The 13,067-nt window shown below is 62.3% G+C and carries 13 protein-coding genes; 7 read left to right on the top strand and 6 right to left on the bottom strand.

The genetic code is table 11. From position 1 onward, the window contains the following. The first annotated feature begins 115 nt into the window (after window positions 1-115). The 6 genes from PG878_RS06585 to PG878_RS06565 all read left to right on the top strand — a co-directional run bounded on the left by PG878_RS06585 (window position 116) and on the right by PG878_RS06565 (window position 3,466). Window positions 116-298, top strand: coding sequence for a hypothetical protein (locus tag PG878_RS06585; RefSeq protein ID WP_209029639.1), 183 nt, complete (start codon window positions 116-118; stop codon window positions 296-298). An 80-nt stretch (window positions 299-378) separates the two neighbouring features. Continuing rightward, window positions 379-1,194 carry a hypothetical protein gene (locus tag PG878_RS06580; RefSeq protein WP_209029638.1) on the top strand — a complete coding sequence of 272 codons (816 nt, stop codon included), beginning with the start codon at window positions 379-381 and terminating at the stop codon, window positions 1,192-1,194. A 359-nt stretch (window positions 1,195-1,553) separates the two neighbouring features. Next, window positions 1,554-1,961, top strand: coding sequence for a SymE family type I addiction module toxin (locus PG878_RS20780; protein ID WP_343237367.1), 408 nt, complete (start codon window positions 1,554-1,556; stop codon window positions 1,959-1,961). A 50-nt stretch (window positions 1,962-2,011) separates the two neighbouring features. After that, window positions 2,012-2,320, top strand: coding sequence for a hypothetical protein (locus tag PG878_RS06575; protein WP_311186027.1), 309 nt, complete (start codon window positions 2,012-2,014; stop codon window positions 2,318-2,320). Window positions 2,321-2,649: 329 nt separating this feature from the next. Continuing rightward, complete coding sequence (locus tag PG878_RS06570; protein ID WP_209029636.1) at window positions 2,650-3,006, top strand: hypothetical protein; 357 nt, start codon at window positions 2,650-2,652, stop codon at window positions 3,004-3,006. A gap of 124 nt (window positions 3,007-3,130) precedes the next feature. Continuing rightward, window positions 3,131-3,466: a hypothetical protein gene (locus PG878_RS06565; RefSeq protein ID WP_209029635.1), complete on the top strand. Its 336-nt coding sequence runs from the start codon at window positions 3,131-3,133 to the stop codon at window positions 3,464-3,466. 227 nt (window positions 3,467-3,693) lie between these two features. Here PG878_RS06565 and PG878_RS06560 read toward each other — a convergent pair whose 3' ends face one another. The 3 genes from PG878_RS06560 to PG878_RS06550 all read right to left on the bottom strand — a co-directional run bounded on the left by PG878_RS06560 (window position 3,694) and on the right by PG878_RS06550 (window position 10,493). Next, window positions 3,694-4,173 carry a hypothetical protein gene (locus PG878_RS06560; protein ID WP_209029634.1) on the bottom strand — a complete coding sequence of 160 codons (480 nt, stop codon included), beginning with the start codon at window positions 4,171-4,173 and terminating at the stop codon, window positions 3,694-3,696. Next, window positions 4,170-8,471, bottom strand: a complete 4,302-nt coding sequence (locus PG878_RS06555) for an RHS repeat-associated core domain-containing protein (protein ID WP_244672436.1) — start codon at window positions 8,469-8,471, stop codon at window positions 4,170-4,172. Before PG878_RS06555 ends, PG878_RS06560 begins: the two co-directional genes overlap by 4 nt. A gap of 1,014 nt (window positions 8,472-9,485) precedes the next feature. Beyond that, a complete protein-coding gene (locus PG878_RS06550) occupies window positions 9,486-10,493 on the bottom strand; it encodes a zinc-dependent alcohol dehydrogenase family protein (RefSeq protein ID WP_209029633.1) in 1,008 nt (335 codons plus the stop codon). Window positions 10,494-10,642: 149 nt separating this feature from the next. Here PG878_RS06550 and PG878_RS06545 point away from each other — a divergent pair, with 149 nt between their 5' ends. Further along, entirely contained in the window at window positions 10,643-11,029 is a 387-nt protein-coding gene (locus tag PG878_RS06545; protein ID WP_209029632.1) for a winged helix-turn-helix transcriptional regulator, read from the top strand. A 164-nt stretch (window positions 11,030-11,193) separates the two neighbouring features. On the opposite strand, the gene PG878_RS06540 is transcribed toward PG878_RS06545, so the two are convergent. The 3 genes from PG878_RS06540 to PG878_RS06530 form a co-directional block, all read right to left on the bottom strand. Beyond that, complete coding sequence (locus tag PG878_RS06540) at window positions 11,194-12,051, bottom strand: Crp/Fnr family transcriptional regulator (RefSeq protein WP_209029631.1); 858 nt, start codon at window positions 12,049-12,051, stop codon at window positions 11,194-11,196. Between the two features lie 217 nt (window positions 12,052-12,268). Further along, a complete protein-coding gene (locus PG878_RS06535; protein ID WP_010343221.1) occupies window positions 12,269-12,610 on the bottom strand; it encodes a RebB family R body protein in 342 nt (113 codons plus the stop codon). 69 nt (window positions 12,611-12,679) lie between these two features. Next, on the bottom strand, window positions 12,680-13,006 hold the full coding sequence (locus PG878_RS06530; protein WP_010343222.1) for a RebB family R body protein: 327 nt from the start codon (window positions 13,004-13,006) through the stop codon (window positions 12,680-12,682). Between the last annotated feature and the right edge of the window lie 61 nt (window positions 13,007-13,067).

The following is a 13,067-nucleotide window of genomic DNA, read 5'->3' as shown; positions in this document are numbered from 1 at the left end:
AGTCCGCCATATCGTTACAGCAAGTTAGTCACATGCAGACCGGTGCACTATCTAACATTCATTCAAGCCCACCATGCGGTGCGGCTTAATTCAACCACTAGGCAGGGGAGGTGCCGTGATCGGATTCATTATTGGAGCAATCGTGCTAGTTGGAATTATTGGCGCCAGCCTGTCCAACAAGGGCGATCTGAATCGTTATCAACAACTCAAGAACAAACGCCGATTCAGCGGCAAGAGACTGACACCATCAGAGCAGGAAGAGATTGATCATCTCGCCCGGAAGTACTGGTGGTGGTAGATCACTCGCCTAACACTCATTCAAGCCGAATTCTTCGCAAATCGGCTTAATTCTATCGATAGACAGCAAAGGAGCACTACATGGCGTCAAATCTCGACAGATACAAGAAGGACTTTGAGCGCCTCTTGCGCGATGCGATTCTGATACAACAGGCGTTTTCCCACCTTTGCTACGGCAAGGAGTACGAGGCCGCAGTTCTAAAGTCTTGCAAGAATGACAAACAAGCTGCGAAGCAGCACATGGATGCGCTTCCGGACTTTAAAGATGCATATCAGTCCTGGTATTCCGAGTCCCTAGTGCTGCTCAAGCAGCTCCTGCCAGACCGACTGAATGACTTTACCCGCCTTTACGAGAAGCCCAAGGGCCGCAAGGATATTGGATTCGAGAATTACCGAATCGAAGACGCGCTTCAGGGTCTCCGAATCACTCGATATGGGGACGAGGTTGTTGCGGATCGGAGGTCCGCGATAACCCATTTAGACCAGCAGGTTGCCATTCTAAAATCGATCAAGAGCAGGTTCGAGAGCTCGCTTTACGACATCCGACAACTCGTGCAGGCCGACCTTCTGGACTCCGAGCTCGATGCTGCCAGGGAACTCCTGAAACACAAATTCATGCGCGCAGCCGGCGCCATAGCGGGCGTGGTACTGGAGAAGCACCTGCATGAAGTTTGCGTCGCTCACAATATCAAACTTATGAAGAAGCACCCGACAATCGCCGATCTCAATGACGCCCTGAAAAACGCTGCGGTGATCGAAACACCCCAGTGGCGCTTTCATCAGCACTTGGGCGACATACGTAACTTGTGTGACCACAACAAGAAGGCAGAGCCAACCGCAGACCAGGTTAATGACCTTGTTGAAGGTGCAGCTAAGGTTACAAAAACGGTCTTCTAGTTACAATTCTCCCGGCCGACGCTACTTCGCGGTGCGGCTTAATTAAGGCGTCAGAGATAACTAGGTCAGGTTCAATTAAAAGCTCACCTTGGTTTTACGGCCAAAACCAGTTGACATCTCCAGAATCCAGTAGCTCCTCCAAGGAGCGTAGAAACTCCTCTCATAGCGGTACCCACCTCCGTCAAACCGGTGGGTTTTGTGCCTGTTCGCAAGCAAACTCCGATGCGCTGTCTGCGTCGGGAGGGCGGCGAATACAACACCCTTCGGGGAAATAAGCCCGCCGGCTACGTGCGGTTTCTAACCTCCCGACATCCCGTCGCCGTTTGGCGCGGGTTTCTGTTTGCCAAGGAGGCTGTGCCATGCGTCAACCGTCACCCTGCCCCGCCGCTCCCTGCAAGCGCAAGTCGCACAAGCATCGCCACTGCCCGCAGTGGACGATCTCCGAATCGACGCTCATCCCCATGCTGACGCCCGAACAGGTCGCCGCCGCCAACGCCGCCGATCTTGCCCGCGCTTCGCGACCACCCCGCCGCCCACGCCCGCCACAGCAGTGCACCGTCGGCTGCGGCCACTGCGCCAACGGCAAGCGCACGCCAGCGCTGCGCCTTGGCGGCCGCTGGATGGAAGAACTGGGCTTCACCATCGGCAGTACGCGTGCAGGTGCACGACGGCGAACTGGTAGTGAGCATGGCCAGCAAGGACTGACGCGGCCTTCCACTAGGCACCAGAGGGTCACCGAGAACGAGCCATCCCATCGTACCTCCTGATCTTAAGCAGGGAAGTACACTCTGCCCCTGTTCCAGGAGTTAGGCACTAAATGGAAGGTCAGTTACCAACTCAGCACATGCCGTTCGTCTGGTGCGACTTCAATGCCTGCGGCTGGGCCGGCAACGGAGATAGGAGCTACTACGCACTGGATCGGGACAAGCTAGCTGCCATCAATGCCCATGACGGGATGCTGGTGTTTCTGTACGACGCAGACGAGCCTGGCGCCATCCTAGGATGTGTCGCTCAACTTCAGCACGTGACGCTTGGCGCCTTCGTCGGATGGCGTGCTGTGCGTATTTCGGGCACTGACTACCGTGGCCCACGCCCCGCCCCTCTGATGGATGAGTTTGATGCCTAACGACGCCACGCGGCGCGGTTTGACTCAGACGTTAGGGAAGCTCCAAGTAACGGAGTCAGGTTGACTTCCTTAATGAAACACAAGGTCCAAGCCAAGATTCGGTGATTGGCATGCATGGCCCGCATGCCACCCGCGCAAAGAACCAAACTCATTCGATGAGTGAACCTGACCCCGTTAGTCGCTCCCGTTAGTCGTTGGCACCTGATTGCGCGCCCGGGCCTACAGCTTCCAAGCGATGACACCAGGGCATCGCACCGCATGCTGTCGCGCACCTGATTTGCCTAGGCCCTAGACTTCGACCAGTACATCTGCATCCGGACAGGACATCCATGCACCTCACGCCCCAACAGTTGAACGAACTCTATCCCTACCTCTTCGGGTTCTGGGCCGCGATCGGGCTTGTGGCGCTGGCGTTCTTCACCTTCAACAAGAATGCGCCCCTGAAGCGGCGGGTGTTCATTGTTGGCAGCATCGCCACCGATGTGATGCTGCTGGTCTTCTTCTGGGTGGCTGACGCGCCGCCTCTTTTCCTGGCCGCTGCCGTCGGCTTCATGGCATACGGGCTCTGGCAGACCATTCACTTGATACGCTTCTGCGACGCCTGTTCCGCGCTCAACGCGCCACAAGGCCATCGACAGGCCCGCACGGAATGCAGGAAGTGTGGCGCTGCGCTCACGACGCCATGACGACGCCGAGACTGGGCTACTTAGCAAGAAGAAGAAGTCTGGGTGACGCTGTCGATTCCCTTATCGATCGACTTCCTTAAGCCGACGCGTTTCTCTGCGTACTGACGCGAGCAGTAGATAGCAGATGAGCAAGATTTCCATTGAGACATTCGATTCACTGGTGCATCGCAACCACATGCCGGAAATAGCGTCACCAACTTGCGTGCGGCATGTATTGGTCGTCTCATCCGGGAAATTCAGACTCGAGTTCCAGTCCCAGGCGCAACTGGAGGCAGCAATCCGCGATTTCCTTTCATCGTCCGGCTCCACACGGCTCGCCGTGCATGGGGGAGATCACTGGGAGTTCCAGCCGTGGCAAAGCAGATTGCCTGCCGGGGTCAACAACCGCCACAAGCGCGACCAGCTACTGTCGGCATTGCTTTCCGCCAGAAAACTGGCCAGTGAACACTTGCCGTCGTAGCACACCGCGCTGATCGGAGCGAGCGCGTTTCTACCCCGTCGCAAGCGTCGCGGCAGATATTGGTGACTGCGCCCAACAGCCACCTTGGTCGATGCAACAGCACCGACCTCTGAGGCATCTCCCTCAAATCGACAGACACACCTTGCTAGTAACGGGGTCAGGTTAACCCCCCGATAGTCGGACCCTTTGAGCTCGGATCAAGATGCGCGCTCTACACACTCGGGGATCTAACGATCTCGGCAATTCGCCTTGGCCAGGCTCTTCTCGCTGAAGAACGTCTTGATTGCTGCGTCGTCCAACTTGACGTCGTAGATGGTGATTCCGTCGCGGTAGGGGAGCACACCAGGCGCGTCGCCGAGAATGGCCGGCCCCTGATCGGTGTTCTTGATGAAGACCAGGCTGCGCGGCTCCTTCGCCAGGCGAAATCCAGCCGAGTTTCTGTCATCCCTTCGCACGATCACCTCGAACCGGTCCGAGGGGTCTCTGGCAATGACAAGGACGCCTTTGAACTGCTTTTCGACGTCCAGTCGGGTCAGGAACAGCGGCCCGAAGTAATCGGTCATCACCGGGCGGTCGGTTCTCGCGTCGTTGACAACAACGATGTTGTCAGCCGCCCGTGCCAGGCACCTGTAATCCACTGTCGGCGTGATTGCCAGTGCCGACGCCCAGGGAAAAACTACCAGTACACCTGCGATGAAGCGCCTCATCGCAGCGGGCTCCCGTCTTCCTTATGATCCAGGGCGCAATCGAAGCAGGCTCTTGTTTCGCGCCTCACGTCATCCTCTGCTGGCAACTCATCCCAAAGCGCCAAGTGCGTCGCCTCATGGTAGAGCGCCGACATCATGCAACCAGCCCCCCTCGGATCCGTCCCAGAAGAGGTAATAGGATCGTTGGGATTGCTGGCAAAGTGCTGTGAGAGGTAGATGTAATTGGGCCTTATCACAGTGAGCCCATTGGGGATTCGGTAATCGCAGCTGAAGGTGGCTGTCGCGACCTTTCTCATGACTTTGGCTGCCTTGTTGAAATCGCATTTTCCATCGTAGCACCCGGATTTCTTCTGCTCGGCCATGCCTTGAATGGTGTTCGCCATTTCTGTGACAGCGTTGAGAATGTTCTGCCGCTGCCCTGATCCGCAGGTGGCACCGAAGGACAAGAGTCCTGCGGGATCGGACCTGGAGGCGGGTGCGGAATTGGAGTAAGCGAACGTCGATGCGCCTCCCAGCAGGCCGATCGGATCGCTCTGCGCGTAGCGCCCAGTGCTCGTGTCGTAATCGCGGTAGTAGTTCTGATTGAACCAGCTTGCGGCATCGTAGCGCTGGCCGGGAAACCGCATGTCGAAAACGAACGCCGTGCCGTCTTGGTCCGGATCGCTGTTCGGCTTGGTGTTGCCGAATGCTTCACCCTTGATGTCCCACGTCCAGATCGCGACGTCTCGCGCTGGATCGATCACAGCACGGGGTGAGCCCAGGTGATCCGGCTGGACGTACTTCAGCGCCGTACCGACCAGCACACCGACAGGCAGGTCGTCCATCCAGATCGCCTGCTGGACGGGATTGCCGTTGCTGTCGTAGTCGCCGAGCCAATGGCCTGCCTCGTCGTACAGCGTATGGGTGTTCACGGTGCCGAGGAAGCGGCGGACCTGCTCGCCCCGGCCGTTGTAGCGGTACTCCATGGCGAGGACGCCGCTATGCTTTGCCTGGCTCATGCGCCCGGCGGCGTCGTAGGCGTACTCGTGCGACGCGCCGCCGATGGCGATCGTGTTGCCCGCGGCATCGTAGCTGCGGGTCTCGTTGGCCGTCGTGGCCAAACGGTGGCTGTTCGCCGGGTAAATATAGGCCTGGACGGCACCGTTGACGTGCGCGCTGAGGCGGTTGCCGGTGGCGTCGTAGGTATAGCCGTCGATCACCGTATCGGTCGGGCCGTCCTTGAACGCGGTCAGCCGGCCCAGCGGGTCGTAGTCCAGTTTGATGACCGGTGCGGTGTTGCCCGGTGCGGTCAGCGCGCTGAGGTTGCCGACCGGGTCGAAGGCAAAGCCCACCGCCAGGCCATCGCTACGGGTGTCGTTGACCGCCAGCGGGCGATAGTCCTGATCCAGCACGCGCTGCATCGGACGGCCGTTGCCGTAGGTCCACCCGGCGACCGGGCCGAACGGATAGTAGGTCGCCTGGTTCAGCAGCACCTGGCGCGTGCCGCCAGGTGGGGTCACGCCGACCTCAGTGGTCTGGCCCTGAGCGTTGCGCACGTAGTCGACCACCGCTCCATCCGGATAAGTCAGGCGGCTCAGCTGCCCGGCCTTGGTGTAGGCGTAGCGGACCACGAACACCTTGCCGTTGGTGGTCTGCACCTTGCGCACCAGATCGCCGAAGCGGTCGTAGCAGTAGTCGGTGCTGCCGCTGCCGTCCTGCATCCGGGTCAGGCGGCCGACGCCATAGGTCTCGCCGCTGGCGCAGGTGCTCTGGCTGACGTCGTAGGTGTAGCTGACGTTGAGGCTGGTGGTCGGATAGGTGACCTGAGTCAGTCGATTCAACGCGTCGTAGCCGTAGCTGGTCTTGATGTTGCGTGCATCGGTCTGGGTGGCGCGGTTGCCGGCGCTGTCGTAGGTGTACGTGGTGCTGCCGGTGTCCGGGCTGGTGAGCGTGGTCAGGTCGCCCAGGCCGTTGTAGGCGTAGGTGGTGTCCAGGCCCTTGGGATCGGTGACCTTGGTCAGGTTGTCCAGGGCGTCGTAGCCGAACTTCGTCTCGGCGGCGATGCCGCCCACGTCCTGCAGGGTCCGCGCCAGTCGGTTGAGCGGGTCGTAGTCGTTCTGGGTCACGTGACCGAGCGCGTCGGTGACGGTCTTGGTGTTGCCGTTGGCGTCGTAGCCGAAGTCGGTCGGATCGCCCTGGGCTGTGGCCTGCGTCGCCAGTTGGCCGAGCTGGTTGTACACCCGCGAGAGGGTGCGCTTGAGCGTGCCAGACGCGTCCTTGGTGTCTTCCTTGAGCCGGTTGCCGGCGTTGTCCAGGGTGTAGTGGATGGTATTGCCGGCGTTGTCGGCGATATCGGTCAGCCGATGCGCCGCATCGTAGGTGAAGCGGGTGAACGCGCCATCAGGCTGCGTCACCTGCTTGACCAGACCAGTCGGCCAGTAGTCGATCGCGGTGATGCGATCGTCGCTTTCGCTACTGTCGTCGGCTCCGCGGACCTTGCTCGCGGTCAGCCAGCCGCGCGGGTGGTATGTGAAGTCGGTGACCACGCCGTTGGCGTCTTTCACCGACAGCACGCGACCAGCGCCGTCATAGGCCAGGTACTCGGTGACCTGTCCCAGCGCATTTGTCACCTTCCACAAATCGCCCTTGCGGTAGGCGCAAGTGGTCGGGGACGTGGCGCAGGTGCTGGCGTACGTCGCGTAGTAGGTGTACGTCGCTTTGTCTGTGATATCGCCACGAGGTCCGTCGACCGAGGTCACCAGGCCCAGCAGCGGGCAGCGACCTGCATTGATGTCGGTCTGTTCGCAGTAGGTGGTCGTGGATATGCGGGTGATAGCGCTCGCCGGATCAGTGCGGGACGCAGTGAGCGGCTGACCGCGGGTGTTGTAGGTCCAGTTCGAACGAGACACCAGCGCATTGGAGGCATCGTACGTGCGCCGCTCCGTCGGCACGTTGAAATCCGGATGCCAATCGGTCTGCACGGTGCGCTTGCGGCCTTCCGTATCGTTGGCCGCGCTGATGCGCTGGACCAGTAGACCGCGGGCGTCGTAATCCTCGTCGGTCGTCACGCCCTTGAAGTCGGTGAGCAGATCGGGGTAGCCATTGGCGTCGTAGGTTCGCTGGCTAACCTGGGACGCGCCGCATTGGCTACACAGCTGATCGACCGCTGTCTGCTTGGCACGACCTAGTGCGAATGCGTAAGAATGGGTGGAGACATTGCCCAGTTCATCGGTCACCCGGGACTGCTGCTGCCCGAAATCGATCGATACGCGGTCGATCTGGCTGTTCGCACCACCGTGCCAGCTGGCGATCGCCCGGCCCTGGCTGTCGTACTGCCAATTCGCATAGGCCTGACCTGCTTCGTCCACGATGCCGGTCAGCAGCAACGCATCGCTACTGTCGCCATAGACATACTTCACGGTAGCGAGCGTTGGCGATGAGCCATCCGTCATCTGGTACTGCACGCGGGTGAGGTTTTGCTGGGTGTACGCGTATTTCACCTGTCGGCCGTCCGGCTGCTTCACTACGGTCAAACGGCCACTGGAATAGCCGAACTGCAGGCGGCGACTGCGTACATCGGTCACGTCCTGCAGCAATCCTGTCGATGCGTAGCGCAGGGTCAGCACGTCGCCATCGCGGTAGCTGATGCGTACGAGCTTGCCATCCATGTCAAATCGGTAGCGCGTGTCGTCGCTGCCGATGGCGTCCCATCCCGTCTGCGTCCCGCCTTGCGACACGGGTTGCAGGCGTTCCCGCACGTCCGCGTCAGGCTTCCACACGCCATTGCCCTCGCCTAAGAAGCGATAGCTGTTGCCGCTGGGGAGGTTGAGACGGCGTACGGGTGTGCCGTCCTCGTCGGCTGATGTCAGAGATATCTGGAAGCTATGCCGCCAGCGCGGCCCCAGCACGTTGCCCGGATTGGCGTCGATGGCCACGCTGCTGTAGTGGCGCTGGAGCGCCAAGTGGCCCGTGCCGTCGCGCGCGTCGGTCTCGGTCTGCACCTTGATGCCGAGGGGCGCATTGATCGGGTTGCCCACCTGGGTGGGTCCGGTGGTCACGTCGCACTGGTTGTTCTTGCCGGGATCCCACGGCTTCGGGGCGGCAGTGCCACCGCAGTATTCGGCGATGATGTCCGGATTGTTGCAGTAGTAGGTGCCCAGTCCGAAGTCCGCATTGCCAGCATTGGTGCGGCAATTCTGCGTCCCGGGAATGGCCCCTGCATCCTGAAACAGCGCTGCGCACTCCCCTGGCACCTCGGCCAAGGCCGGCATGAGCGCCGCGCAGCAGAGAATCCCCAACGTCCATGCGAATCGACCCATGATGTTGTCTCCCGTTCGTCCTTGCGGGCGGTCGAATGCAGCAACGCGGCATCCTTCCGGCGTCGGTCGTTGGCGTGTGAGCCGCCAGCGAGCGGAGCCGACTCTAGACACCTTTCTGCTGCAACGTGTTAAGAAGAAATTCAGGCCTGCGGTCAGCGCGAGCGGCGGCGATGACGTGACCGGGCGGCCCGTCGTCCGGGCGAGCCGGTGAGAGGTCGCACTGCACACCTTGCGCAGGCACAGGCACATACACAATGGGTTACCCGAACCCACCCAAGGTAGGGGGCCGTAGCTGACGCACCATGGGGACGCATAAAAAAAGATTCATCTCCCAAGTGAGGGAGAGAGATGCACGACCGACCCAGCAGACTTGCTGATGTCTAAGGCAACAAACTGGGGCCGGCCATGGCCGTAGGAGATTGTATATCTCAACTGGGAGGCTGGGCGGGATATCGGGTTGAGCACTGGCGGCACGAGCAACGCGGGGAGCGCCGCTGGCTGGTGCTGGAACTGACACGTCAGCCTGACCATGCTCGTCGCTGCAGCGGCTGTGGCGATGAGGTCGATGAGATCCACGACCGCACGGTACGCCGGATGCGCGATCTGCCGGTATTTGACGACCGGTGGAGTTGGAGGTCGAGCGGCTGAGGCCGGCCTGGCTATTATGCGGCCCGAGGCTAGAACAGCCGCAGGAACAGGGTCAGATTCTAAGGCTTGCCCAGGTTTTCATGCCGCCAGCTGCATCTGATCGACGACCGCTTGTGACAACTATTTCATGCCATCTATCCATTTTAATATGGGTTCCAGTGGCCATTACCTGACCAGCGCTTCTCGACGTATTGACGCGAGCAGTAGATGCAGATGAGCAAGATTTCCATTGAGACATTCGATCCATTGATGCATCGCAACCACATGCCGGAAATAGCTTTACCAAAGCGTCGCGGCAGATATTGGTGACTGCGTCCAACAACCACCGCGATCAGCGCAACAGCGCCGACCGCTCCGGCACCTCAGTCAGATCGACAAGCACAGCTTCCCAAAATGCTTCCCCGCCGCCTGATGCGCAAACGCATCGGCGATGTCTTCCAGCGCGAAGGTCTGGTCGACCACCGGTTTGAGGCCGGTTGCGTCGAGGGCGCGGACCATGTCGCGCTGGTGGCGGCGGCTGCCGACGATCAGGCCCTGCAGGGTCTGGTGGCGTTGCATCAGCGCCACGGTCGGCACCTGGCCGGCAATGCCGGTCAGCACGCCGATCAAGGCGATATGGCCGCCGATGCGGCAGGCGCGGATGGACTGGCCCAACGTGTCCGGTCCGCCCACTTCGATCACCACGTCGACGCCGCGGCCGTTGGTGTAGTCGAGCACCTTGGCCGCCCAGTCGGTATCGCGGCGGTAGTTGATGGTGAAATCGGCGCCCAGCGCCTGCGCACGCGCGAGCTTTTCGTCGGAGGACGAGGTGGCGATGACGGTGGCGCCCATGTGCTTGGCGAACTGCAGGGCGAAGATCGACACGCCGCCGGTGCCGAGCACCAGCACGGTGTCGCCGGCCTTCAGGCGCGCGTCCACCACCAGCGCGCGCCATGCGGTGAGCCCGGCGGTGGTCAACGTCGCCGCTTCGGCGTGGCTGTAGCCGCGCGGTGCGTGCGTGAACCAGTGCGCGGGGCGCACCACGGTCTCGCGTGCATAGCCGTCGACGCCATCGCCGGGCACGGTCGCGAAGTCGGCGATGGTCGGCCCGCCATCCAGCCAGGTCGGGAAGAAGGTCGAGACGACCGCGTCGCCTACGGCGAACTCGTCAACGCCCTCGCCCACCGCCTCCACCACGCCGGCGCCGTCGGACATCGGGATGCGGCCGTCGGCGCTGGGCATGCGCCCGGTCACCACGCCTAGGTCGTGGAAGTTGAGCGAGCTGGCATGCACGCGTACGCGGAGTTCGCCGGCGCCCGGCTGGCCAGGATCGGGCAGTTCGACGAGGCGGAGGTTCTCGAGGCCAGCGGGCTGGCGCAGGGTAATGGCTTTCATGGGCACGACGTCCTTAGCGGAAAGTGGCGAGGGGCAGTGCTGCACCGGTTGCAGCGCGACCGCGTTGCAGGCATTGTCGGGATGCACTTCCTGCATCGCAAGAACGTACAATTTGCGCAGGTACTATCAATTTTGTAGGTACAACGACCATGCGTCTGAAACGTCAGGATGGCAAGAGTGGCTGCGCGGTCGAGGTCACGCTGTCGGTGATCGGCGGGGTGTGGAAGCCGGTGATCCTGTTCCACCTGCTCTCCGGCAAGAAGCGCTTCATGGAACTGACGCGCCTGGTTCCCAATGCCACGCAGCGCATGCTGACCCTGCAGTTGCGCGAGCTCGAGGAGGACGGCGTCATCGTGCGCCACGTCTATCCGCAGGTGCCGCCCAAGGTCGAATATGCGCTGACGCCGCTTGGCCACTCCCTCGCGCCGGTGCTGATCAGCCTGCGCGAATGGGGCGAGGCGTATCGCAGCAGCGACCTGTCGCGCGCACCGGCCACGGCACCGGACTGCGTGCGTGGCGAGACAGTGGCGAGTTGATGGTCGGCCAAGCGCTCCACGGAAACGGATCGAGCACTGGTGTCGGTGCATTTGGCACCTCGTGACCGCAAGCCGCTCAGGTCAGGACCGCGCTGCAATCCGACGCGTCGCATACGGCGAACGCGCGGCAGGCGTTCGATCCCGCCATCGGTTGAGCAGTGGCCTCAGTCGGCGCGGCGATCCGTCCACGGCGGACAGGCGGCACGCGCCGGCGTGTCCTCGCCGTCCGACACCGACATCGCCGCCGCGCCCTGCAAACTGGCCTTGGCATACAGCGCGCCGAGGTCGTGGACGCGCAACAGATGGCGGCGTCGGCTGACCAGGCCGCTGCGTACCCAGCGCTGCAGTTGCGCATTGAGTTTGGAGCGGCTGGCGTTGAGCATCGCCGCCAGGATGCTCTGGTTCGGCGGCAGCGCGACCGTATCGCCGCCGCCGGCGTGCGGCGCCTGCAGTTCGAGTTGATGCAGCACGTAGCGCGCCAGGCGCACTTCCAGGCGGTGCAGGCAGATGCTTTCCAGGCTATCCAGGGTCTGCCGCAGACGCAGACGCAGCAGCGCATCGATGCGTTGCTGGAACAGCGGCACGCTCATCAGGCCGGCAAAATGGCGGCGCGGGAGTTTCAGCACGCAGCTTGGGCCGAAGGCGATGGCGGTGAAGCTGCGCCCGTGCGGTTCCAGCAAGGCTTGTTCGTCGACCAGCCCGCCCGGCTCGATGGTGCCGACGATCAACTCCTGCCCATCCGGACCGTACAGCACCTTGTACAGACGCCCCTGCACCACCACCCCGACGAAGCTGCTGGGATCGTGCTTGAAGAACAGCACGCTTCCCGAGTCCAGAGCGCATTCGCTGGCGTGCGCGAGCAGGTAATCGAGCGCCGACGCCGGCATGCCCTGGAACACGGCCGAGCGCTCCAGCAACGGGCGATGGCGGGCATCGGCCACGTCCGCAGACGCGGCGTCGCTGGCGTCGGTCGACCGGATGCGGTCGGCGCACTGCAGGTCGGCGATTGCAGGAAGGTCCATAGTTCCCCCTTCCCTGGGCGCAGGAGACGTGGCGCCAGGGCCTCGAACGCACTTCGGCGCGGCAGGCAGCCAAGGCGCGTGCCGTTCGAGTGCAGTGGGTCGTCAAAGGGCGGCCATGGCCGCGTGGTGATGGCGCCGCTCCGGCCCGTGTCGGGACCGGAGCGACGCGTCCAGCCGGACGGCGCCACGCAGCCGCGTGCCGTCTCGCCTTGCGGGCTCAGCCCTTGCTGTAGGGCGAACCCTGGAACGCCTGCAGCACGGTCAGCAGGCTGGTCAGGTTGTCCGACACGCCGGTCTGGGCGATCTTCTCCGACGCGCCCGCGGCCGCGGTGGTATCCAGGCTGTACACCTGCATGACGCCCTGGTTGTTCGCCGCCTGCGCCAGCGTGTTCTGCTGCTGCTGCGCGGCGACCGCGTTCTCGTACAGGATGCCGCTGGAGTGCGCCAGGCTCTGGTAGATCGAGCCCATCGCGAAGGCCGGCGCTTCGCCGATGACCTTGACGTTGGACTGGGTGACGGCGTCGGTGATCTGGTTGTTGACTGCGGTGGGATAGGCCATGGAACGGTCCTCGTTAGGAAGGGAGTTGCATGGCTAGCGCCGCCTCGCGGCGGCGTTAGCGCGCGTGGCTTACGACTGCTTGAACGCGTTGAGCACGGTCAGCAGGCTGGTGAGGTTGTCGGACACGCCGGTCTGCGCGACCTTCTCGGTGGCGCCGGCGGCGGCGGTGGAATCGAGGCTGTAGATCTGCATGACGCCCTGGTTGGCCGCGGCCTGCGCCAGGGTGTTCTGCTGCTGCTGCGCGGAGACGGCGTTCTCGAACAGGATGCCGGTCGAGTGCGCCATGCTCTGGTAGATCGACGCCATCGCGAAGGCCGGCGCCTCGCCGATGACCTTCACATTGGACTGGGTGACCGCATCGGTGATCTGGTCGTTGACCGCGGTGGGAAATGCCATGTGTTCGCTCCTGGTTGGGGTACGGCCCACGCCGTACGATCTCTGAAAACGGGACAGTGCA

This window comes from Xanthomonas hawaiiensis (genome assembly GCF_031834635.1).
GTDB classification, from domain to species: Bacteria; Pseudomonadota; Gammaproteobacteria; order Xanthomonadales; family Xanthomonadaceae; genus Xanthomonas_A; species Xanthomonas_A sacchari.
Note: the sequence above shows the minus strand (reverse complement) of the source record. Positions and strands in the feature narration are given on the sequence as shown.